This window comes from Tessaracoccus yangjingae (assembly GCF_054483935.1).
Genome location: NZ_CM137014.1, coordinates 172407 through 194283, shown reverse-complemented (window position 1 = coordinate 194283; position 21877 = coordinate 172407). Strand labels below are relative to the sequence as shown.

Genomic DNA, 21877 nt, shown 5'->3' with positions numbered 1-21877 from the left:
CGGAAGGACCACGGCAATGAACATCACCGAGATGTTGGGCTTGCAGGACGAGCGGATGGAGTCCGTCGTCAAGGATCACTGGGCGGACTGGGTCGCCTTCGAGCCCCGGCTGGGGGTCGTCGACGACCCTCGTCGGCTGGACGCCTGGAGGCGAGCGGCCGAACCCGCGGTCGCCAACGGCGTCCTGCTCGGCCTGGCCCGGTTGGCGGCGTTCGATGGCGCCGACGACCGGGAGGCAGCGCTGGTGCTCGCGTGGCTCCTGCTGCCGACGGCCCTGCGCGTACGCCGCCGGTTGGGACTGGCCAGCGATCGGGTCGACGAGGTGTTGGCCGCCCAGCTGTGGGTCGAGGTCCGCGGGCTACCCTGGCGGCGTCCGCACTGGGTGGCCGCGAAGGTCGCCGGTCAGCTGCGTGAAGGGGTGCTATTGGATTGCGGGGCGCCCACGCACCACATGCCGCACCGGCTGTCGATGGTCTCGCTGGGCCCCGTTGACCCGGCCGACGATCGGCTCGTCGAGGACGACGACGCGGCAGCCGAGTTGGCCGAGCTGCTCGCCTGGGCGTGCGCCGAGGACGTCATCACCGACGAGGACCGGGAACTGCTGGTCAGTCTGATCGAGGCCGCGAAGACCCTCCAGGCCGATGGTCATGCCCGCGAGGGCGGAGTTGCCGGCCTGTCGAGCCGCCAGCTGAGCGCCGTCGTGGCCCAGGAGTGGGGCGTGTGCGCCCGGACCGTGCGGCGTCGCACTGCTCGCTGCGTGGCGGCCCTCAGCGAAGCCGCCGGCGAGTATCTGAACGCCCTCTGCTGACTGTCCACCGATGAGGGGCGCGGCCCGTTAGGGATGGCGGAGGTGATGCCGAGATGACCAGCACCCCGGCCGAGGTGGCCGCCCTGTTGAAGATCGCGGCCACGGAGCCGGAGACCCTGGACGACCTGGACGGTTGTCTGCGCAGGCTCCGGGACGTGCAGCAGGCCAGACGTGAACTGGCCAAGGTGCCCCCGGCCATGATCTTGTCCGGACTGCTGGATCGGAGGCCTCGGGGCGGTGACCCGTCGTGACCGGGCACAGCGTGGCAGAGCTTCGAGAGGCGTGGCGCGCGATCGAGGCGGGCGAGTTCGCCCACGGGCCCCGGTCCACACCCGCGGCACCGGGAACTGCGACTGTCTGGACGCCGGCGCCAAGTGAGCGGGTGGTCGCCGTCGTGGGCTGCGCCGGCGGAGTGGGTGCGTCAACTGTGGCGCTCGCGCTGGCCACCGCGACCGGAGCGTCGGCGCGGGTGGTGGAGTGCTGCCCTCCGTTGGCGTCCGGCTTCTCTGCCGCAGCCAATGCCGAACTGGGGACCGAGGGCCCGTGGCGCCGCGGCAGTCGTGGCGACGTCCTCCTGGAGCGCCCCATCGCCAGCGACGCCATCGTGCCGGTTCCGACCGATTCAGCGGTCGAGTGGACCTTCGTGGACACCAGCTGGACGACCGCGTCAGGCGCGGGCGCCGGGTGGCTGGGGTCAGTGCTGCGCACACTCGACGACGTCGTCCTCGTCACGAACGCCACCGTGCCCGGGGTCCGTCGCCTGGAGTCGTGCGCCGAGCTAATTGGCCGCGACGCGTTCGGGGTGGTCGTGGGGCCCGCGGTCAAGCGGTGGCCGCGTCCGGTCAAGGTCGCCGCAGCAGGGATCCCCGCGCGCGTGCGCCTGGCCGACTTCCCGCTCGACCCACGTCTGCAGATCACCGGCCTGACTCCCGACCCGTTGCCCGCCCCGCTCCTTAAGGCGGCCCAGAACGTCCTCGCCCTCCTCCGAAAGGAACCGACATGAACCCGCTGATCGTCCCGCTGAAGATCTGCCCGGTGGCGCCCACGGGCGTCGCCGCCTACACCGACCAGATCTCGGGAATGGTCCTGTGGTCGGTGCTGTGGCTGTTCGGCATCGCGGCCCTGGTGTCCGTCGGGGCGATCCTCGTCGGACGTGCCACGCACTCCCCGCACCTCTCGAAGGGCGGCATCATCGGCCTCGCCGGCGTCCTGGTGCTCGCCGTGGTGCTGATGGGCGGCTACGGGATGCTCAACGGCATCCTCGGCGACGGCTGCGTCGGCTGATGTTCCGGCGTCGCCCACCCCGCCCGACGAGCTCAGCCGAGGTCGTCCCGCTCTCGCGCACTCAGCTGCTGGGCGTCCTCGCGGGGCTGCTGCTGGTGGGCGGTGTCCTGCTGTACGGCCTGGGCTACACCTTGGTCTCCGGCATCTCGGCGGGAACCGCGCCCGGCGGCGTCCAAAGCAGCGCTCACCCGGACGCCGACCCTGCCCAGCGGCGGGACCTCATTGCTGCAGCGCCGATGGCGACGGTGGCCCAGGACGCCGGCCTCACGCCGGGGGTGGCGATCGCCCTGCCTCCCGCGATCAGGCTGCCCGCCGCCACGACCGTCGGCGTCAGCGGTGTGCCGTCGGGCTTCCCGCACACCCCCGAGGGCGCGGCCGCCCAGTTGGTGGCCATCGAGGTGCGCGTGCTGTCCGCGATGTCGCTCCCGTTGGCCACCGAGGTGTACCGCGACTGGGCGATGCCCGGCGGTGTTGGCGCCGCGGACTGGTCGCAGACCCGCAACGTGCAGTCGTTCCTGAGCCACGCCCGGCAGTCCTCAAACCAGTTGGACCCCGGAACCTTGGTCAGCGTCGCTCCCGCGGCCATCCAGATCAAGGGGACCGACGGCCCTGACTGGGTGGTCGCGTGCGTGCTGCTCGACGTGCGCGCCGCGCTGAAGGCGGAGGCCCGCATGGGTTACGGCACCTGCGAGCGGCTGCAGTGGGCCGGCGACCGATGGCTGATCGGCCCTGGCGCGCCACCCGTCCCGGCCCCGTCGACCTGGCCCGGTTCGGACGCCTCTGTCGAGGCCGGCTGGCTGCCGGTCGCCTCCAACTGAAGGAGCTTCCATGCCCATCGATCCGTTCGGCCTGCTCGGCTCGGCCATCGCCAACGTGGTGACCGACAGCCTGACCGCGGCCATGCTCGCGCTGTGGAACGCCGGCCTGTGGGTGCTCAGGGCGGTTCTCGAGTTGGAGGACGCGATCCTCACCCCGAGTCTTGGCGAAGACGGACCGGTAGGGGAGCTGTACGCGACCACCTTCTGGATCGCCCTCGCGCTGGTCGGGATCCTCATGCTCGTCCAGGTCGGCGTCGCCCTCGGGAAGCGTGACGGGCACAGCATCGGCCGGCTCCTGGTCGGCGCCGCCCAGTTCGGTTTCGTGTGGTTCGCGTGGGTGGGGTACGGCGTCACCCTGGTCGCCGCCTGCAGCGGCCTCACCAAAGCCCTCATGCAGTCACTGCTCAACGTCACCCGCTGGGCCGAGTGGGAACCCTGGGAACCGTTCACCGCCAGCGACATCACCAACGGCACCGTCGCCGTCATCCTCGGCATCATGGGGATGCTGCTGTGGCTCGCGGCGATCGGCCACACGTTGGTCATGGTGGCTCGGGCCGCCTCCCTGCTCGTGTTAGCAGCGGTCACACCGATCGCGGCGGCCGGGCTGGTCACCGACTTCGGACGCGGCTGGTTCTGGAAGTCGTGCCGATGGTTCCACGCCGCCGCACTCACCCCGCCGCTGATGGTGCTCGCGCTCGGCATCGGGGTGAGGATCACCACCGAGGTGGCGGTCGGCGGTGAGGACGACGTCCTCAAGTCAATCGGGACGGCGTTCGTCGGCGTCGTGCTCATCTGCGTGTCATCGTTCTCGCCGCTGGCGCTCTACAAGCTCTTCGCGTTCACCGACCCTGGCAGCACGTCTGGGTCGGCCCTGCGAGCGGGGATCGCCGCCGCCGGCGGCATCGGCGGCGTGCTCGCCGGACGCCAGACCGGCAGCAGTGCTGCCACTACGACCGACGAGGCCGGCCGCACCGCGGGCGAGGACGGAGCCGCGGCGACCACGATCGGCCGATTCGCGGCGGGCATGGGCCCGGTCGGTCAGGCGCTCTCGACCGGCATCGGCGTCATGGCCGCTGTGGGCGGGACAGCCGCCGCCATGGGCGCCGATCAGACCAACCAGATGGGAGTCGGACACAACAACTTCCCGCCCGACTACTCACGCCGCGGCGTCCGGGCCGGCAGCGGTCAGTCGGGATATGACGGTGCCACCGACGATCCGGCCAACCCGGACGACCCCACCGTGGCCAACGGCTACGACGGCGGCGGGTGGGGAGGCCCACCCCCGGACGCCGGGACGGGCGGGTGGGGGGCTGGACCGGGGCCGATGCCGCCCACAGGGACACCGGCACCCACCGCAGCGCAAGGGGGAACTACGGCGAGGGGTGCTGCCAGCACCTCCGAAGTGGCAGAGGTCGCACAGGTGGCGGCACTGTAATCGGGCGCTGACAGGCGAAGCTCCTGCCACATGTGGAGTAACGCATCCCGATGGCGGCTCAAGCAGCGGCAGGGACCCCGCTGGTGCGCGAGGGACTCGAACGTGAGCCACACGCCAGCCGGGATGCGAGCGCTGACTCCCAGGTCGCCGAACAACGGTTGAGCTGCGGCGCGACAGGAGCTGGCTCTGTGCGACGTCTTCCTCTGCCACGCGTGGGCCGACCGGCGGCGGGGTTGCGACCGAACTGCACGAGCTCCGGTGGCCCAGGCCGTGTCTGTCGGGGTCAGCGAGACGGGTGTCGACGACGCCCGAATTTGATGCCGTAACGACGGGCGAAAACGAGGCCACCCGGACAGATTGGTTGGGTGATCTCAGTGGAGGATTGGGCGTTGATCCGGCGGCTGGTGGCCGAGGGGGTCCCGCGGCGTCAGGTGGCGCGGGAGCTGGGGATCGGTCGGGCGACGGTGGACAGGGCGGTCGCGTCGTCGGGGCCGCCGAAGTATCAGCGGGCGGCGCAGCCGACTGCGTTCGCGCCGTTCGAGGGCAGGGTTCGGCAGCTGTTGGCGCAGTGCCCGGACATGCCGGCGACGGTGATCGCGGAGCGGGTCGGCTGGGAGGGGTCGATCACCTGGTTTCGTGACAACGTGCGCCGGCTGCGGCCTGAGCATCATCGGGTCGATCCTGCTGATCGGCTGTCGTGGGCGCCGGGGGATGCCGCGCAGTGTGATCTGTGGTTCCCGCCGCAGAAGATCCCGCTCGAGGACGGGACCAGGGCGCTGCTGCCGGTGTTGGTGATGGTCGCGGCTCATTCGCGGTTCATCACCGCCCGGATGCTCCCGTCGCGCCGGACCGAGGACCTGCTGCTCGGCTCGTGGGACCTCATCGCGCGGTTGGGGCGGGTGCCTCGGCGGCTGATCTGGGACAACGAGCCGGGGATCGGGCAGCGGGGCCGGTTGACCCAGCAGGTGACCGCGTTCGCCGGGACCCTGGCGACGAGGGTGGTTCAGTTGAAGCCCTACGATCCCGAGTCGAAGGGCATCGTCGAGCGTAGTAACGGGTTCCTGGAGACCTCGTTCATGCCGGGGCGCCGGTTCGTCTCGGCGCGGGACTTCAACGCGCAACTGGCCGACTGGCTGCCCCGGGCGAACAGCAGAACCGTTCGGGCGCTCAAAGCCCGCCCGGACGACCTGATCGACGCCGATCGGGCCGCGATGCTCCCGTTACCGCCGGTCCCGGTCACGCTGGGCTGGCGGGAACGCGTCCGGCTGGGACGTGACTACTACATTCGCCTCGATTCGAATGACTACTCCGTCGACCCGACGGCCATCGGCCGGTTCGTGGACGTGACCGCGGACTTGGACCGGGTCCAGGTGATGCTGGACGACAGGATCGTCGCCGACCACGCCCGCGTCTGGGCTCGGGCCGCCACGCTCACCGATCCCGCTCACCTGGAGCGGGCCAGGCAGCTGCGCCAACAGTTCCAGCAACCCGCAGCACCACCCACCGATCAGGATCTCAGCCGAGATCTCGCTGACTACGACCGGGCGTTCGGGCTCACTGGAGGTGTCGCGTCATGACCGGCAGGACGAGCGAAACCCTCAAACAGATCCACTACCTCGGCTCCGCGTTGAAGGCCCCCAGGATCAGCGAGTCGGCCGCCCGCCTGGCAGACCAGGCAAGAGACGCCGGCTGGTCGTTCGAGTACTACCTGGCCGCGGTCCTGGAACGCGAGGTATCGGCCCGCAACGCCTCCGGCGCCGAGCTACGGATCCGCGCCGCGGCGTTCACCGCCCGCAAGACCCTCGAGGACTTCGACTGGGACGCGCAACCGGCAGTCCGGCCACAGGTCGCCGCCCTGGCCTCCGGCGCGTTCCTCACCGAGGCCCGCAACATCGTGCTGCTCGGCCCGCCCGGCACAGGGAAGACCCATCTCGCGATCGCTCTGGGTATCGTCGCCGCCCGCCACGGACACCGAGTGCTGTTCGCTACCGCCACCGACTGGGTCACCCGCCTCACCGATGCTCACCGCCAAGGCCGCCTTCCCCAGGAACTCGGCCGCCTACGCCGCTACGGCCTGATCATCATCGATGAGGTCGGCTACCTACCGTTTGAACAAGACGCCGCGAACCTGTTCTTCCAACTCGTCTCCAGCCGATACGAACACGCCTCCCTGGTCCTGACCTCGAACCTGCCGTTCAGCGGCTGGGGAGGCGTGTTCGGCGACCAAGCCGTCGCCGCCGCGATGATCGACCGCATCGTCCACCACGCCGACGTCCTCACGTTGAAGGGCGCCAGCTACCGCCTCCGAGGACGCGGGATCGACAGCCTGCCCAGCATCAAGACCCAAGATCAGGCAGACTGACCCCACGACGAAACAGTGGCCCCATTTTCGAGCGTCGCATCGGCCTCGTTTTCGACCGTCGTCGACAACGGGATCGTGCTTGGCGAGCCATTCCTGCGCGAGATCGATCGAGGTCTCGCGAAGTCACGCACGGGGAACCCTGCTGTCGCACCAACGTGTCTGAAGCGGGGCGACGCCCCGGCGTCTCCAACAAGGAGCTGTCCGAACTGCTCGCGCGTGATCTCCTCATCCCAGTCGTGCACAAGCCACCGACCACGACCGCCGGAAGGTCAGTCCGCTGCTGAGGTTCGCGGAACGGATACGACCCAGGATTCGATGGTGGCCATCGCTGCGAGACTCACCGAGTAGGCGTTCCGACTTCTGCGACGAGCGGCACGTCGTCGTCGTTGTCAGTCGGCGCAGGGCTGGCGGCATGAGCTACCACCGACGCGGCGACATCGCCGCGAAGGGTGCTTGCTGCGGCAAGCTGACCTTCGAGATCGTCGCATAGCGCGAACAGCTCAGTGACGCGGTCGACGATTCTGTGCTGCTCGGCCGTTGGAGGAAGTGGAACGAGAAAGCCCTTCAACTTCTCTCCCGTGAGGTGCTTGATCGTTGATCCCGTGAACAGCTCGGTGATCCGACCCGAGTTGACTCCATTCCTCAAGACGAGCGCGATGTAGCGGGCCGAGACTCCCTCTCCTGGTCGAACCCGATGGAGCGCTTTCTGAAAGACCATCACGCCATCGGCCAGCGAGTTGTCCCAGATGGCGCATCGGGCTGGTTCGCCGCCCTCGACGACGAGAAGGTCACCATCGCGCAGCGAATACTCCTCAAGCTCGTCGTCCTCCAGCCTGATCTCCTTGATGTCGCCGAGGTTGAACCGGCCCCACTGGACGTTCATGTTGCGGAGATACGGGCGGGGCACGCCGGTGTTCTTGCGGTCATCGAGCATCTTCCCGAGGCGGCTCTCGCAGATCTCGCCCAAGCGGTTCCATTGCCACGTACCTGGAAGGCTGAACGGCGCATCCACATTCCCCGGAATGGGCGAGGGGGCGAACCGCTGTCGCCCACGTCGCGGGAGTGCCCCTCGGCTCGCCTTCACTCGCGCAACCAACTGGGAGGCGGGCTCATCGTTAGTGTCCTGGCGCGTGAGGCGACCGCGGATGGCGAGGTCGAGGATGGCCTGACGGACGCGGTTGAGGGCAGCGAGGTCGCCTTCTCCAGTGGCGAGGTGCAGACCGATGTTTTCCGCGAACGAACGGACCGCGCGGCGCACGCCGGCCGCCGTGTCCACCTCGGCGAACCTGTTGAGCGATGACGCTGTGAGAGCCGAGCGCGCCGTGGCCCGCGCCGCCTGCTGCTGCTCCAGCTCATCGCAGAGATCAATCAGCTCACCGACACGCTGGACGATCCGCTGCTGTTCCTGCAAAGGCGGGATGGCCAACGGAAGGCGCTCCAGCTTATCTTTCGTGAAGTGCTGGAGTCCGACCCCACCGTGGGCGTCGTCGATGAGGACTTCAAGGCGGCTATTGATCGCGAGGCAGATGAAATCCCGGTAGTCCTCGAAAAGGCTGCACTTGAAGATGTGCTGGTTAAGCACCCCTGTGGGCCCGCTCCAGACGAAGGCGCCGAAGGAAGTGCCAGGGGTGCCGGACCAACTGATGAGGAGGTCCCCCGGCTCGACGAGGTGTTTCTCATCCACCGATCCGCTGAAGTGGTTGTAAGGGGCCGCAACACTGTTGAGGTTCTGGATTCTGATGATTGGCAGCCCGGAACTCGACCAATCGGTCGGCTTGAAGGCTCGCCCGTTGACGGTGTGGATCAGGTCAACGGTGCGGCACCAGGCCCAGCCCGGAGGAAGCGGATAGGGCTCGTCACCAGGACCGACAGGCCCGTAGGCCTTCGACTTACGGATTTGTCCGTCGGCGATGAGTGCGGCCTTCGCCTCGCGAGCGCGGTTAAGCAGCGCGGTAGCTGGCTCGTCCGCAGCCTGCCGCTCAGTCAGCCTCCCCCGCATGGCGAGATCGAGGATCATGTCGCGGAGTCTTTCGATCCCGCCTGGGGCGTCGGCGAGGTGGCCGAACGACTCGAGGAACGTCTCGCGTTTCACTGCAGGGCGTCCTCGATCGCGACGACGAGGGCGTCACGGAGACCAGCGCGGGTGGCCTCGATGGATTCGAGGAGCGCCTGGTACTCCCTCAGCAGCTCCTCTGGGTCGCGGTGCTGCGCGTCGACCTTGCTCGGGTTGGCGACGTCGAGGTTCCAGTTGTTCGCTCGGATGTCCTCGACGGACACCTTCCAGGCTACCTCGGACTCGATGCGCTCGTCCCACCATGCTTTCTCGGCCGCGAACTCCTCGATGCGGATCGGCTTGGTCTTCGAGTAATTCTTGTAGCCCGCCGGGTACTGGTGCTCGTAGTACCAGATATCGTTTGTCGGCTCGCCCTTGGTAAAGAACAGCAGGTTCGTGGCAATGCTGGTGTAGGGGTTGAAGACGCCCTTCGGCAGCCTCACGACGGTGTGCAGGTTGCAGTCGGTGAGCAGTTTCTCCTTGATGCGCGCCTTGACCCCCTCGCCGAAGAGTGTGCCGTCGGGGAGCACGACCGCAGCCCGCCCCCCGGTCTTGAGCAAGTGCTCGATCAGCACGAGGAATAGGTCGGCGGTCTCGCGGGTGCGGTATGCCTGGGGGAAGTTGTTCTCGATGCCTGGTTCCTCGACGCCGCCGAACGGCGGGTTAGTGAGTATGACATCTACGCGGTCCTTCCTGCCGTAGTCGCGCAGAGGCCGGGCCAGCGTGTTGTCGTGGGCGATGTTCGTCGGCACGTCGATGCCGTGCAGCAGCATGTTCGTTGTGCACAGCAGATGCGGGAGCTGCTTCTTCTCGACGCCACGGATCGAGGACTGGAGCATTACCTCGTCCTCGGGGGTCTTCACGTGGTTCGTGCGGACGTGCTCGATCGCGCCGGTGAGGAACCCGCCGGTGCCACAGGCGGGGTCAAGAACGGTCTCGCCGAGTTGCGGCGCGACGATGTCGATCATGAACTGGGTCACCGCGCGCGGGGTGTAGTATTCGCCGCTGTTCCCGGCGCCTTGAAGGTCTTTCAGGATTTGCTCGTAGATGTTGCCGAAGAGGTGGCGATCCTCGGAGCGGTTGAAGTCGATCTCGTTGATCTTGTTCACGACCTGGCGGATCAGGGTGCCGTTCTTCATGTAGTTGAAGGCGTCCTGGAAGACGTTGCCGATAACGCTGGCGCGGCCCGTCGTGGAGGTCTCGGAGAACTGCTTGAGTGCGGGGAAGAGTTCGTTGTTGACGAAGCCGAGCAGTGCGTCGCCGGTGATGCCCTCCTTAGGCGCCGCCCAGGTTCGCCAGCGGAGGTCGTGTGGGATGGGTGAGCGGTAAGCGGAGTCAAGTAGCTCGGCCTCGGCCTCGCGGTCGTCGAAGATCTTGAGGAAGAACATCCAGGCGAGCTGGCCGATGCGCTGCGCATCGCCGTCCACGCCGGCGTCCTGCCGCATGATGTCTTGGATCGACTTCACGACGGCACTAATCGTGCTCACACGAACTCCTTACGAGGCCGTCGGGTAGAGGTGCTGCTCCAGTTCATCGACGGCCGAATCGAAACCTGCCTTGCCCCCGAACTCGACCACGATCTCCATCGGTGTGCCGATGTCGATGAACGGGTGGATGCGCAGAACGCTCGCGTCGCGGTCGGGCTCGAAGCCCTCGTCAGCGTACTTGTTCAGCAGCGCCTTCAGCGTCGCCTGGGCTTTGGATGAGTACTTCGCCCAGTACCCGGTGGCTGCCACGTTGTCCGCTCGTTGCCGGCGGGTCAGGGCAGGCTGGTCGAACGCCACGTGGCAGACGAGGTCGAAGGGGCTGTGGTCGCGGCCGACCTCCTCGGCGAGGGCCTCGAAGAACACGCCCTGCTCCTGAAGCTCGGCGACGATGGCCTGCTTGCTGTCGCCCCCCTTCCACCGGGTGAGGAAGGTGTCTAGCGTCGGATAGGCATCCCGCACGCGCTTGCGTGTGTAGTCCGTGAGGCTCTCGGTGATGAGCTTCCCATCTGGCCCCATGTACTGCACCCGCTCAGCGAGGAGTGTGACCGGTATGTCGCCGACGACGTACTTGACCCGCCGACCGCGTGGGTCGTCCGGATCCAACGGCGGATCGACGACCAGTGGCGCATCGGAGTCCTCGGAATCGGACGGATCGAGGGCCTCCGGCGGCTCGAGCGGCTCGTCGGAACCCGGGGTGTAGACGACGACTGGATCACCGTCGAAGTCCGGGTCGGCGAACAACTCAGTCACCTTCCGGAAGTCCATGATCGTGAAGAAGAACTTGCCGTGCTCCTCGTTGATACGAGTGCCGCGCCCGATGATCTGCTTGAACCTGGTCATCGAGCTGATCGATTGGTCGAGCACGATGAGCTTGCAGGTCTGGGCATCGATCCCGGTCGACATGAGTTCGCTCGTCGTCGCGATGACCGGGTAGCGGGACTCGGGGTCGATGAAGTTGTCCAGTTCGGCCTTGCCCTCGGCGTCGTCACCGGTGATCCGCATGACGTACTTGCGGTTCTGCGCCACCACGTCGGCGTTCTCGTTCGCGAGGGCCGACCGCATCCGCTCGGCGTGGTCGATGTCCTGGCAGAACACGATCGTCTTCGCGAACCGGTCGCCTGACTCCTTGAGGTACCGCGTCACCTTCTTCGCGACCAGCTCGGTGCGCTTCTCCAGCACGAGGTTTCGGTCGAAGTCCCGCTGGTTGTAGATGCGATCCTCGATCAGCTCGCCGTGTTTGTCGACCTTGCCCTCTTCAGGCCGCCAGCCCTGGAGGTCCTTGTCGAGGTCGACGCGGACGACTTTGTAGGGGGCGAGGTAGCCGTCGTCGATGCCCTGCTTGAGCGAATAGGTAAACACCGGCTCGCCGAAGTAGGTGATGTTCGACGTGTCGGCCGTCTCCTTCGGCGTCGCGGTGAGACCTACCTGCACGGCGTCCGTGAAGTACTCCAGGACCTCGCGCCACTGCGCGTCCTCGCGGGCGCTGCCGCGGTGACACTCGTCGACCACGATCAGGTCGAAGAAATCGGGCGAGAATTGCCTGTAGATATTCTGCTCGTCCTCGGTGCCAGTGATCGCCTGGTAGATCGCGAGGAAGATCTCGAACGACGGATCGGCGGTGCGGTTCGTGATCTTCGTCATCGCGGTGCCGAACGGCTTGAAGTCGTTTACCCGCGTCTGATCGACCAAGATGTTCCGGTCGGCAAGGAACAGCACCCGCTTGGCCCGGTGGGACTTCCACAGTCGCCAGATGATCTGGAACGCGGTGAAGGTCTTGCCGGTGCCCGTCGCCATCACGAGGAGTGCGCGGTTCTGGCCGCGCGCGACGGCCTCGACGGTGCGGTTCACGGCCTGGAGCTGGTAATAGCGCAGCTCCTTGCCCTGGAAGTAGTAGTCCTGCTCGACGACCTTGGTCTCGGCGGTTCCCGGAGCCAATCCCTTCCACGCAAGCCACTTCTGATGCAGCTCGTTCGGCGAGGGAAACTCACTGAGGGTCAGCTCGCGTTCGATCGCGCCGGTCGTGACTGTGCGGTCGTGGAAAAGGAAACCGTCGCCGTTCGAGCTGAAGATGAACGGGACGTCGAGCCGGTCGGCGTAGCCCTGCGCCTGCTGCATACCCGCGCCGACGCTGTGGTTGTTGTCCTTTGCCTCGACGACCGCGAGCGGGAGGCCGGGCTTCAGGAAGAGGACGTAGTCTGCGGACTTCGGTGCCAGGCGGGAATGCAGCCTGCCACGCACCATGATCCGGCCTGGGGCGATCGTGTACTCCTCGCGGACCTGGTTCTTGTCCGGGTCCCAGCCGGCACGCACGATGGCGGGCGTGATGTACCGAGTGCGGACCTCGGTCTCCTTCAACGCCTTCTTGTTTATCTCGCTCACGGCCCCCAGCGCCTCCTCTGCGACAGCGTATCGGTTGTTCTAAGCGGTTTCTCTGGCGCTGGGTGGGCGGCCAAAGTCAGCCGGTGCAAGGGGGCATTCCATCTACTGCTGCTGACTGTGTTGGCGAAGCCAACTTCTGGCGACCACTCCGGTCGCGAACACCCGACCGCTGGCCCGCGCAGGACGGAACCGTGGTCGCCGAAAAGCGCTGGTCGTCCATGGCGGGTAGACCCCAGTGTGTGCACGCCTCTCTGCTGGTGGCGTGGGACACGAGACGTCGCGCGCACAGACAGCACCACCCGCCTCGGGACTGTCCACGAGGCAGCACCTAGCTCCGTTATGCGTGCGAGTGGCCTCTGCCACTGCACCCGACAGGAGGCCCCGCATGGATGACTGGACCTACCCCTACCCGGACGTGGAAGTGCCCGACACGCAGCCACCGCTCCTAGACGAGGACGGGCGTGTGATGGAGGCGCGTCGCGCCCGCGCGCAGCAGGCGGAGGCCGCCCGCGTGGCCGAACTCGAGCAGACCCTAGCCTTCGACGCCGCCGGCAGCCCCGCCGCGGCAGACATCCCGCTGCCGTTCGCGACACCGCCCGGTGCCGCGCTGACCTTCTGAGCGGCCGGTTCTCATCATGGCTGCGGTGTACGACGACTACGGCCCGGATCGGGTCGGCTTCTTCTTCGGATTGACCGGCCCCCGGCTGGCGGCCCTGACCCTCGCGGTCATCCCCGTTTTCGTGGCTGCCAACCAGCAACGCTGGTTGCTCGCGGCCCAGCTCGCCGCGATCGCAGCCGTGGTCACGGTGCTGGTCGTTGTTCCCGTCCGTGGCCGATCGGCCACCGGGTGGCTACTCGCCAGCCTCAGCTTCACCATCGGCAAGTCGTTCGGCTGGACGTCGTGGCGCAGCAAGGCCGCCACAGGGAAGGCCGAAGCCCTCGAGAACGCCGACCTCCCCGGCGTGATGACCGGCATCGAGGTCCACGATGGAGCCCCCAAGGGCCCGGCGCAGACCCGGTACGCGATCATCCAGGACCACGGCCTGCGCACCTGGGCGATAACCGCCGCGATCCGCCACCCCGGCGTCGGCATGGCCGAGGGCGACCGCCGCGACCAGTACGGACGCGGCCTCACCGAACTCCTCGACGTGGCCGCCCGGGCGTCCCTGATCAGCGACGTCGTGTTCCTGGTCCGCACCGTCCCCGACGACGGCGCCGAACGCCAGCAGTGGATCGCAACCCATCGGCGTCCCGAAGGCCCCGAACTCGCCCGCCGGATGAACGACGAACTCGCCACTGCCTTGACCCGGGCCGCCATCCGCACCGAAGCCTTCGTGAGCTTCGTGGTTCCCGAAACCCGGATCACCAAGCAGGCCCGCGAGTTCGGCGGCGGCTTCGAAGGCCGCACCCGCGTGCTGTACGCGCTGGCCGACGAGATCTCCGCCATGCTGCGCGGAGGCATGGGCATGACCGACGTCGCCTGGCTCACCTCGCCCCAACTCGCGCTCGCGGTCCGCACCGGCTTCGCCCCCGCCGACCGCGCCGGGATCATCGACGCCATCGCCGCCCACCAGAGCGACCCGTCGGTGTGCACCGAAGTGCCGTGGGCGATGGCCGGCCCCTCCGGCGCCGACACCACGATGCGGCACTACTCCCACGACGCCTGGAACTCGATCAGCTCCACCATCAAGCTCCCCGACCGGGGCGCCTGCCTCGGCGCCCTCGCCCCGGTCCTCACCCCCAGCGAGCCGGGGGAGCGGCGCAGCTACACCGTCGTGTTCCCGATCCTCCCGTTCAGCCGCGCCGACCGGCAGACAGCCTCCGGCGAATGGGCCGCCGACATGGGCGAAGGACTCCGCGGCCGCCTCCAGATCAGGCAACGCTCCCGCGACCGCGCCAACGTCACTAGGGCCCACCGCCTCGACGCCAAACTCGCCTCCGGCCACGCCCTCACCCGCCCCTACGCCGTCGCGTGCGTCACCGTCGCCAAGACCATGCGCGTCGCCGAGTTCGGACGCCGCCTCGACGCGTCCATCCGCCGCGCCGGCTTCGCCCCCCTGCGCCTCGACCTCGCCCAGGACTCCGGCTTCGCCGCCGCCACCCTGCCCCTCGGACTCGGGCTCACCCGAAAGGCCGACGAATGAGGACACCGCCCCGCGGGCGATCCACCGCCCAACTGCTCGCCGACTTCGGCCACGACCTGCCCACCAAACCCGAACCCGAACGTCCCGGCAAGGAGCCCTACCTGTTCCACCCCTCGCCGCGCCACGGACGGCGGCGCCCCGGCCGCGGCTGGAACCCCGCCCAGACACCGGTCGTCCAGTACCGCATGACCAGCGACCAGGCTGCGGCCTGGTGGCCGTTCATCGCGAACCCGCCCCTGCCGCCCACCGGCGCGCAGATCGGCATCGACGAACTCTCCGGGGGCAGCTTCTACGCCGACCCGCTCGGCTGGGTCCTCGACGACACCGTCCCGGTCACCAACCCCAACGTCATCACCTTCGGCAAACCCGGCGGCGGCAAGTCCACCAACACCAAGAACTTCGCCACCTTGATGATGGACTTCGGCTACAAGGTGTTCGTCCTCGGCGACCCCAAAGACGAGTACGAACCGCTGTGCCGCGCGTTGGGCGTCCACCCCTTCGCCGTCGGCCCCGGCATGAGCGCCCGCATCAACCCCCTCGACTTCGGCCCCCTCGGCGACAGCTGGGACACCCTCGACCGCGTTGAAGCCCAACGCCGGGCCGGCATCATCTTCCGACGCTGGCTCACACTGATCCGCGGGCTGGTCGGCTCCCAGTTCGTCGGCGAACAACGCGTCCCGTTCGGACCCACCGACGCCCGCGTCGTCGAAGCCGCCCTCGCCCAACTGACCGGCTACGTCGACGGTCACCACACCCTGCACGTCACCACCATCCCCGCCCTGTGGCAGCTGCTCGCCAACCCCACCGACCAGCTCGTCACCGAATGCCGGTACGCCTCCACCCGGCAGTTCCTCGACGAGACCCGCCTACTGCGCGACGCCCTCGGGCAGCTGGTCACCGGGGCGCTGGCCGGCCTGTTTGACGCCCCGACCACCATCGCCGTGGACTGGACGGCACCGATCCAGTCGTTCTCCTTGTCCCGCCTCGAACCCCTCGGCGACGAGGCCATGGGCATCGCCCTGACCTGCCTGTCCTCCTGGGGGCGCGCTATGCGCGAGATCAAGGCCCCCGGCGACCTGCGGATCAACATCCGCGACGAGATGTGGAAGCAGATGCGCCTTGGCCTCGAAGCCGTCAAGAGCCTGGACGCCGACATGCGGTTCTCGCGCCGCGACGGGGAGATCCAGTTCGTCGTCGGCCACAAGCCCGGCGACATGCTCACCGTCGGCGAGTCGACTTCCGCGGCGACCGCGATCGCCAAGGAACTGCTGAACCTGGCTGACCTGAAGATCCTCCACGGGCAGGACCCCAGCGTCGCCCGGGAACTCGCCGACCTCCTCGAGCTCGGCCCCATCGCCGAACACCTGATGGCCGACTGGGCCACCCAGCGCAAGGGTCGCGCCCTGTGGTGCGTGGGCAAGCAGATCTACAAGGTGCAGACCGTCCTGCACCCCGCGGCCGCCGCGTTCACCTACACCAACCAGGCCATCGACGGCGCTCGCTAGCTAGGCGTCGAATTTCACCGGGGATGACCGAAACGAGCTCACGATGAAGGCGATTGTCTGGACCCTCTCACTCTCCCTTGGCGCATTGCTCACCCTCCCGCTGGCGTTGGTGTTGTTCGTCACCACGCTCGCCACACCGGCGGTCGCAGCGAACACCTGCACCGCGCCTGCGTCCGCGATCGGTCTGCCGCAGCCCGGCAGCCCGCGTCAGGCGAGCCTGCACAACCCGCCGACCGAGATCCCCGCCGCCGTGCTGGCGCTCTACGAGGCGGCCGCGACCCGGTACGGGCTGCCTTGGACGCTGCTCGCCGGGGTAGGGATGGAGGAGACCAACCACGGCCGCAACAACGCCACCTCCAGCGCCGGGGCCCGCGGCCTCATGCAGTTCATGCCGGCCACCTTCGCCGCCTACGGGGTCGATGGCAACGGCGACGGACGGGCGATCATCACCGACGATGCGGACAGCATCCACTCCGCTGCCAACTACTTGGTGGCCTCGGGTGCGCTGTCGGGTCCCGAGGGCGTCCGGAAGGCGCTGTTCGCCTACAACCACGCGCTCTGGTACGTCAACGACGTCCTCTACTACGCCGCCGCCTACAGCGGAGGGGACGTCGCAGAGAATCCGTGTGTCACCGACGACACGGACACCACAGGCACGCCGTTGACCGGCACCGGCCCGGCGACGGACGCCGTCAACGCCGCCCTTCGCTGGATCGGCACCCGCTACAGCTGGGGCGGCGGCACCCCCAGCGGACCCTCAACTGGGATCTGCTGCTCACCCGGAGGCCAGGACGGACGCGTAGTCACCGGGTTCGACTGCTCGGGACTCGTCCTGTATGCCTACGCTCAGATCGGCGTCCGTCTCCCACACCTGGCCCACGACATCACCTACAACTCCGGCGGCCAGGTGATCCCGAGGGACTTCGCGCAGATGAGGCCGGGAGACGTGATCGGCTTCTCCTACACACCAGGAGGCCGCGTGTTCCACGCCGGCCTCTACATGGGTGACGGCCGCATGGTGAACGCCGACGGCAGCGGCGTCTCGATCGACAGCCTGACCACCGGGTACTACAGCCGCCTCGCCTGGCGCGTGGTCCGGTTGACCTCGCTGGCGGGATCTTGACTCACGGCACTACAACCCACAATCAGATCTGGGTTAGTGTTCCCGAACTCGGCATGCCGACATACCGACAAAGACCCCTGGCGAGCGTGTCGGGAAGTACGCAACGGTATGGAGTCTGTGGCTGGGGGCTGGGACTCGGGGAACCGCCTCAATCGTCGTCTCGGCCGCTCGACTCTTTTCGGTCGCGGTTGTCATCTTGCGTTTCTGCGGGTCGCGCTCGGCCCTTCTGGGGCTTATCGAGGAGTCGCACCTCATCGGCGACCTGCTTATTGGCGGCTTCCAGTGCTCCAGTCCATGCTCGCTGATCGGCGATGTGGTTCATCGTGATTTGCACGAGTTGGCATGCCCCCACAAGTGACCAAACAGCCAGTCCAGTGATCAGGGCAACTATGGTGGTGGCGGCCGATTGGGGAAGGGTCTTGAACAGCGCCGTCGCCAAGAGAGAAAATATCGACAGGGTGGTTGCCTGGACCGCCACGTATCGGTATGGCCTCAGTGCACCGACGATGCCCGTAGAGGCACGTTCAAGTAGAGCTAGATATTGAGCGGAGAGAAACGCGGTCATTATGGCCATGACGGCCAGGACCGCCCCCAGGATCGCAACACCGGTGCCCAACAGGGCGAGCAAATACGGAAGCGCCGCGTTCCAGTCGTCCAACCCGGTTGGGCGAAACCTGTCGACAACAAGCAAGCTGAGGCCAGCGAGTAGGCCAAGTCCGAGATCTGCTGCGAGCCAATCCGGCCTTCGGTGGGTGTCAGGTTGATGACCCATCGAGGTCTCCCTGCTCCAGCATCTGGTCGAGAATGTCCAAGCCCACGTCGCCGGTCTGCGCGTCGGGGGTGACAGTATCGATGCGCGGCTCCACCCCACGCACGTACTTGACCGTTCGACCGTCTCGTTCGCCTGTTGCGCTCAAGTGCCCGTATCCGCGCCTGTCTGCATGTTCGATGAACTGTTGGATGAGAGCGTCTTCGACGTCCAGCCCCTCCTCGGCCACCCACCGTGCGTTAGCCAATGTGGCGTTTGGGCCCTCCAGGAACGACTGTACGTCTGGCCTGCCGCTGTAGTTGGGATTCGGCGGTTGGACTGTCACGTCGACTTCTACGACCTTCGGGGTGCGGGCCCGCCAGCCGTCGAAGGTCGCCTCCCCGCCGATCGGCTCGACAGCCCACATCTCGCCGGAGGCGAGTGTCATCAGCTTTGCCAGAGCGAATCTGAATGAGCCCTCGTCAATATCGCTGCCTTGAAGCTGGTAGGCGATCGTCATATCCGCCACCCTCACGCTAAACGGGGTTGAAGCGCCGGTCGGATACAGGGTGGCCACGAAATCTTGCTTGTCCGCATCCCAGACCTCGGTTGCTTTGGGTCTCTCTCGTTCGAATCCAAGACGACCACGCACGTGACCCTGAGTGGTTGAGACCGGGCCGAGGCGCCACTGCTTGCCGTAGCGCGTGGTTTCGGTTCCGGTTCGGATCGATGCTTCGAGCAGTTCCTGGTTGTCTTGGGTGAAGAGGCTGCGTCGTCCTCGAAACACGGCGCGAGCATAGGCAATTCTGACTTGCTTATCCCCGCTCATGAGGACCTGGTCTGGCATGATGCGATAGTAGTCGGCCTCGAGTCAGCTCGATCCAACTGCAACGATTTGGCCATCTGGCTGCTCAAGCGTTGGGGCTGGTCACTCACTCCTGAGCAACCTGGGTCATCGGCCCCGCGGTCGTGTCATTCGCGTTGAGGAGGACCCGTCGTCTTGGGTCGGGTCCCTAACATCAGCCGATGCGATTCGGAAAGGCCGCTCCGACGGTCAAGCTCTCGCCAGCGGGCATCAAGACGGTGCCAATCATGGATCCGTGTCCCCGGGGGCGTCCTTGGAACCGTTACGAGGGTGACACTAAAGGAGCCGTGATGCAGCGGGAGCGCGTGCAGGACCAGTACCCATGGACGTGGGAGGTCCCCCTGGTCGTGATCTGTGCGGTGCTTCTCCTGGGAGTCATGGTGTGCCAGTTGAGTCGGTCGCTGGCGAACTGGGTCGCGGGCGCTGGCTGGCTCTGGCCGCCCCCGGACAAGCTGGTGACCAGCATCCCGGTCCTGCTGGCCGGTGACGCCGCCGCCGGACTGTCCGGAGTCCAACATGCGGCCAGCGCCGCCGCCCTGTGGGGGTGGCTGACTGTCGTCGGCCTGCTCACGATCACGGCGTCCACCCTCGCCGGCGTCAGGGGGTGGCAGCAGTGGGGGCCAGGGCGGATGCGCGGCATGGCGACGGTCACCGAAGCCCACGAGCTCCTCGGAGAGGATCGGCTGTGGAAGGTGCGACACGTGGTGCGTCCGGACCTGTACCCCGCAGGCAGAAAGGCCAACCGATGAACGCCGCTCAAGCCGTCGAGCCCCGAACCAACCGAGCCAAGCGCTTCGATCCCGCCCAGGTGGGCTGGCGCATCGGAGCCGGTCACCAGCCGAGGTCTGGTGAGCTGTGGTGCCCCTGGGACCGGACCGCGGGCGTCATCGGCCCCCAGGGTTCGGGCAAGACCCTGGACCTGCTGACGCCGGCGCTCATCAGTGCCCCTGGCGCTGCGATGGTCACTCTCACCAAACCCGACGACCTGCTTCTGTCGCTGCCTGAGCGTTCCAAGGGCGGCCGGCCCTGCGTGGTGCTGGATCCGTTCGGTCTCGTCCCCGGCCTGCCCGAGCTGGTGTGGGACCCGATCGCTGGATGCGTGGACCGGATGGTGTCCGAACGCCGAGCGAAGGCGTTCACGGCGGGAACTATCCATGGGACGAGCCACGGGTCGGGGGATGCGGCGGCGCGGTTCTACGCCGCCGAGGCCGCGAAGGTGCTGATGGCCTACTTCCACGCAGCAGCGCTCACCGGCAAGACCTTGGATGACCTGCTGGCGTGGGTGGCCAAGCCGTTGTCGACCTCCCAGCCCGAGGAGATCTTGCGGAGACATCCGCACTCCGATCCCTTGTGGGCCGGGCTCCTGCAGGGTGCGCTGCGCGGTGACGAACGCACGAGCGCGAACACCATCACGACCGTCCAACAGGCCATGTCGCTGTTCTTCCAAGACGACATCCGACGCCGCTGCGTGCCGACGGCGGGACGACCAGCTACCAACGTCGCTGAGGTGCTCCGCAACCGGGGGACCATCTACCTGTTGGGCCGCGAGGACCCTTACGCGTCGGCGTCCCCGTTGATGACCGCCGTCGCCGAGCACGTCCTCGACACCGCAATCCAGCAGGCCAACGGCAGCCAGTTCGGACGCCTGTGCCCGCCCATGCTGGCCTGCCTGGATGAGCTGCCCTCCACCGCGCCGCTGCCCACGCTGCGCACGCGGATGGCGAACGAGCGGGCCCTCGGCCTGTCGTTCATCTACGCGGCCCAGACGTTCCGGCAGTTGGCGGCGATCTTCGGCGAACAGGAGGCCCGTGCGCTGGTGGGTCTCACCAACGTTCTCGTGTGGTTCGGCGGCTCGAAGGACGTGTCGTTCAATCAAGAGGTGTCCGACTTGGTCGGCCGCGTCCGGGTGCCTCGCTCGTCTTGGCAGATGGGAGGTGGACGGGGACGCACGATCCACTCCGAGGAGATCCCGATCCTGCGCCCCGAGGAGTTGCGGCAGCTGCCCGACAAGCAGGCATTGGTCATCGCAGAGAATGCCAGACCGATCATCGCCCGACTGCATCGGTGCATCGAGGGACGTGATGGCCGACGGCTGCTGGCCCAACAGCGAGCGCTTCGGGAGGAGCTTGCCGCGGGACGTGCCGGCGGCCGCGACGTGGAGGCCCGCACCGCCGCCGCCCTCATGGAAGCGCAACGTCATGGTTGGTGAGCGGGCGACCCAAGCAGGCGCTCTAGTGATGAGCTTCCCTGCGCCGGGTAGTCGGGTCCAGAAGGCGTACCACGATCTGTGGGACGCCCAGAATGGCAGCGAGGAGCGCAAGAAGAAGTTGGGCAACCCCGCCAACCTCCCGCGCCCGTGGGATCCGACCACGTGCCTGGAGCGGGGTCTGCGGTGGGAGGTCTGGCTCTGGCTCGACCAGGTGGCAGAGTGGATCAACACGGAGTACGTGTGGGAGGGCTCGGGAGGCGGGTGCATCCCTCACTGCTGGCCGCTGCATCCGCACCTCGTCCACGAGCTGGCCGTGGTGGCCGATCAGCGCAGGCGAGCCGGCCACGCGCCAACCTCGGACATCCTCGAGAACTGGCACCGCTACGTCCTGCCCGGCTTTATCGACCGGATGAGGCAGCGCCTCAAGCAGTCATGCGACGACGATCACCAGCCGTGGCCGAGCCGCAGCCGCTATACCCGCCACACGAGCGAAGACGCTTCTGCCCTGCGACTCCGAGCCTTCGAGGTTGACCTGTTCGCACTCGCCCACGACGAAGACACTCGAGCTTCCGGGCACCAACTCACGCTCCTGGATGGCGGTGACCTGATCGACCCGACCACCGGCGAGGTCCTCTAGCCTCGATAGTCAGCACTCGC

20 protein-coding genes are annotated in these 21877 nt (G+C 67.4%); 15 read left to right on the top strand and 5 right to left on the bottom strand.

Features of this window, described 5'->3' with window-relative positions:
• Positions 1 to 16 precede the first annotated feature (16 nt).
• From ACX1D3_RS00890 to istB, 8 genes are all read left to right on the top strand, one after another.
• Positions 17 to 808 (top strand): hypothetical protein, encoded by a 792-nt coding sequence (locus tag ACX1D3_RS00890; RefSeq protein WP_458995097.1) that lies wholly within the window; start codon positions 17 to 19, stop codon positions 806 to 808.
• Between the two features lie 53 nt (positions 809 to 861).
• Positions 862 to 1059, top strand: a complete 198-nt coding sequence (locus ACX1D3_RS00885) for a hypothetical protein (RefSeq protein WP_458995096.1) — start codon at positions 862 to 864, stop codon at positions 1057 to 1059.
• A gap of 161 nt (positions 1060 to 1220) precedes the next feature.
• On the top strand, positions 1221 to 1811 hold the full coding sequence (locus tag ACX1D3_RS00880) for a hypothetical protein (RefSeq protein WP_458995095.1): 591 nt from the start codon (positions 1221 to 1223) through the stop codon (positions 1809 to 1811).
• Entirely contained in the window at positions 1808 to 2092 is a 285-nt protein-coding gene (locus ACX1D3_RS00875; protein WP_077348554.1) for a hypothetical protein, read from the top strand. Before ACX1D3_RS00880 ends, ACX1D3_RS00875 begins: the two co-directional genes overlap by 4 nt.
• Positions 2092 to 2910 carry a hypothetical protein gene (locus ACX1D3_RS00870; protein ID WP_458995094.1) on the top strand — a complete coding sequence of 273 codons (819 nt, stop codon included), beginning with the start codon at positions 2092 to 2094 and terminating at the stop codon, positions 2908 to 2910. The genes ACX1D3_RS00875 and ACX1D3_RS00870 overlap by 1 nt, the downstream gene beginning before the upstream one ends.
• A gap of 10 nt (positions 2911 to 2920) precedes the next feature.
• Positions 2921 to 4345 (top strand): hypothetical protein, encoded by a 1425-nt coding sequence (locus tag ACX1D3_RS00865; RefSeq protein WP_458995093.1) that lies wholly within the window; start codon positions 2921 to 2923, stop codon positions 4343 to 4345.
• 365 nt (positions 4346 to 4710) lie between these two features.
• Entirely contained in the window at positions 4711 to 5922 is a 1212-nt protein-coding gene (gene istA, locus ACX1D3_RS00860; RefSeq protein WP_458995062.1) for an IS21 family transposase, read from the top strand.
• Positions 5919 to 6707: an IS21-like element helper ATPase IstB gene (gene istB, locus ACX1D3_RS00855; RefSeq protein WP_458995061.1), complete on the top strand. Its 789-nt coding sequence runs from the start codon at positions 5919 to 5921 to the stop codon at positions 6705 to 6707. Before istA ends, istB begins: the two co-directional genes overlap by 4 nt.
• A gap of 337 nt (positions 6708 to 7044) precedes the next feature.
• On the opposite strand, the gene ACX1D3_RS00850 is transcribed toward istB, so the two are convergent.
• The 3 genes from ACX1D3_RS00850 to hsdR all read right to left on the bottom strand — a co-directional run bounded on the left by ACX1D3_RS00850 (position 7045) and on the right by hsdR (position 12626).
• Positions 7045 to 8724, bottom strand: coding sequence for a restriction endonuclease subunit S (locus tag ACX1D3_RS00850; protein WP_458995092.1), 1680 nt, complete (start codon positions 8722 to 8724; stop codon positions 7045 to 7047).
• Between the two features lie 71 nt (positions 8725 to 8795).
• On the bottom strand, positions 8796 to 10247 hold the full coding sequence (locus tag ACX1D3_RS00845; protein ID WP_458995091.1) for a type I restriction-modification system subunit M: 1452 nt from the start codon (positions 10245 to 10247) through the stop codon (positions 8796 to 8798).
• Positions 10248 to 10256: 9 nt separating this feature from the next.
• A complete protein-coding gene (gene hsdR / locus ACX1D3_RS00840; protein ID WP_458995090.1) occupies positions 10257 to 12626 on the bottom strand; it encodes an EcoAI/FtnUII family type I restriction enzme subunit R in 2370 nt (789 codons plus the stop codon).
• A gap of 385 nt (positions 12627 to 13011) precedes the next feature.
• On the opposite strand from hsdR, the gene ACX1D3_RS00835 reads away from it, so the two are divergent.
• From ACX1D3_RS00835 to ACX1D3_RS00820, 4 genes are read left to right on the top strand one after another with little or no spacing between them, the layout of a single operon-like run.
• The gene (locus ACX1D3_RS00835) at positions 13012 to 13245 is read left to right on the top strand and encodes a hypothetical protein (RefSeq protein WP_458995089.1); all 234 of its coding nucleotides are present in this window, start codon (positions 13012 to 13014) and stop codon (positions 13243 to 13245) included.
• 16 nt (positions 13246 to 13261) lie between these two features.
• Positions 13262 to 14770 carry an SCO6880 family protein gene (locus ACX1D3_RS00830; protein WP_458995088.1) on the top strand — a complete coding sequence of 503 codons (1509 nt, stop codon included), beginning with the start codon at positions 13262 to 13264 and terminating at the stop codon, positions 14768 to 14770.
• Positions 14767 to 16275 (top strand): putative type IV secretion/conjugal transfer ATPase, encoded by a 1509-nt coding sequence (locus tag ACX1D3_RS00825; protein WP_458995087.1) that lies wholly within the window; start codon positions 14767 to 14769, stop codon positions 16273 to 16275. The genes ACX1D3_RS00830 and ACX1D3_RS00825 overlap by 4 nt, the downstream gene beginning before the upstream one ends.
• A 43-nt stretch (positions 16276 to 16318) precedes the next feature.
• Positions 16319 to 17398, top strand: coding sequence for a C40 family peptidase (locus ACX1D3_RS00820; protein WP_458995086.1), 1080 nt, complete (start codon positions 16319 to 16321; stop codon positions 17396 to 17398).
• A gap of 148 nt (positions 17399 to 17546) precedes the next feature.
• Here the strand turns inward: ACX1D3_RS00820 and ACX1D3_RS00815 are convergent, their stop codons facing one another.
• Positions 17547 to 18056, bottom strand: coding sequence for a hypothetical protein (locus ACX1D3_RS00815; RefSeq protein WP_458995085.1), 510 nt, complete (start codon positions 18054 to 18056; stop codon positions 17547 to 17549).
• Positions 18057 to 18153: 97 nt separating this feature from the next.
• Positions 18154 to 18993, bottom strand: a complete 840-nt coding sequence (locus ACX1D3_RS00810) for a DUF4747 family protein (protein WP_458995084.1) — start codon at positions 18991 to 18993, stop codon at positions 18154 to 18156.
• Between the two features lie 308 nt (positions 18994 to 19301).
• Between ACX1D3_RS00810 and ACX1D3_RS00805 the strand changes: the two genes are divergently transcribed.
• From ACX1D3_RS00805 to ACX1D3_RS00795, 3 genes are read left to right on the top strand one after another with little or no spacing between them, the layout of a single operon-like run.
• Complete coding sequence (locus tag ACX1D3_RS00805; protein ID WP_458995083.1) at positions 19302 to 19760, top strand: hypothetical protein; 459 nt, start codon at positions 19302 to 19304, stop codon at positions 19758 to 19760.
• A complete protein-coding gene (locus ACX1D3_RS00800) occupies positions 19757 to 21220 on the top strand; it encodes a type IV secretory system conjugative DNA transfer family protein (protein WP_458995082.1) in 1464 nt (487 codons plus the stop codon). The genes ACX1D3_RS00805 and ACX1D3_RS00800 overlap by 4 nt, the downstream gene beginning before the upstream one ends.
• A gap of 28 nt (positions 21221 to 21248) precedes the next feature.
• Positions 21249 to 21857 carry a hypothetical protein gene (locus ACX1D3_RS00795; protein ID WP_458995081.1) on the top strand — a complete coding sequence of 203 codons (609 nt, stop codon included), beginning with the start codon at positions 21249 to 21251 and terminating at the stop codon, positions 21855 to 21857.
• The last annotated feature ends 20 nt before the right edge of the window (positions 21858 to 21877 follow it).

Coding starts and splice junctions, on each gene's coding strand:
- ACX1D3_RS00865 (WP_458995093.1), top strand. CDS start 2,921: ATGCCCATCGATCCGTTCGGCCTGCTCGGCTCGGCCATCGCCAACGTG.
- ACX1D3_RS00835 (WP_458995089.1), top strand. CDS start 13,012: ATGGATGACTGGACCTACCCCTACCCGGACGTGGAAGTGCCCGACACG.
- ACX1D3_RS00830 (WP_458995088.1), top strand. CDS start 13,262: ATGGCTGCGGTGTACGACGACTACGGCCCGGATCGGGTCGGCTTCTTC.
- ACX1D3_RS00875 (WP_077348554.1), top strand. CDS start 1,808: ATGAACCCGCTGATCGTCCCGCTGAAGATCTGCCCGGTGGCGCCCACG.
- ACX1D3_RS00810 (WP_458995084.1), bottom strand. CDS start 18,993: ATGCCAGACCAGGTCCTCATGAGCGGGGATAAGCAAGTCAGAATTGCC.
- ACX1D3_RS00850 (WP_458995092.1), bottom strand. CDS start 8,724: ATGATCCTCGATCTCGCCATGCGGGGGAGGCTGACTGAGCGGCAGGCT.
- ACX1D3_RS00825 (WP_458995087.1), top strand. CDS start 14,767: ATGAGGACACCGCCCCGCGGGCGATCCACCGCCCAACTGCTCGCCGAC.
- ACX1D3_RS00820 (WP_458995086.1), top strand. CDS start 16,319: ATGAAGGCGATTGTCTGGACCCTCTCACTCTCCCTTGGCGCATTGCTC.
- ACX1D3_RS00870 (WP_458995094.1), top strand. CDS start 2,092: ATGTTCCGGCGTCGCCCACCCCGCCCGACGAGCTCAGCCGAGGTCGTC.
- ACX1D3_RS00805 (WP_458995083.1), top strand. CDS start 19,302: ATGCAGCGGGAGCGCGTGCAGGACCAGTACCCATGGACGTGGGAGGTC.
- ACX1D3_RS00885 (WP_458995096.1), top strand. CDS start 862: ATGACCAGCACCCCGGCCGAGGTGGCCGCCCTGTTGAAGATCGCGGCC.
- istB (WP_458995061.1), top strand. CDS start 5,919: ATGACCGGCAGGACGAGCGAAACCCTCAAACAGATCCACTACCTCGGC.
- ACX1D3_RS00890 (WP_458995097.1), top strand. CDS start 17: ATGAACATCACCGAGATGTTGGGCTTGCAGGACGAGCGGATGGAGTCC.
- ACX1D3_RS00800 (WP_458995082.1), top strand. CDS start 19,757: ATGAACGCCGCTCAAGCCGTCGAGCCCCGAACCAACCGAGCCAAGCGC.
- ACX1D3_RS00795 (WP_458995081.1), top strand. CDS start 21,249: ATGAGCTTCCCTGCGCCGGGTAGTCGGGTCCAGAAGGCGTACCACGAT.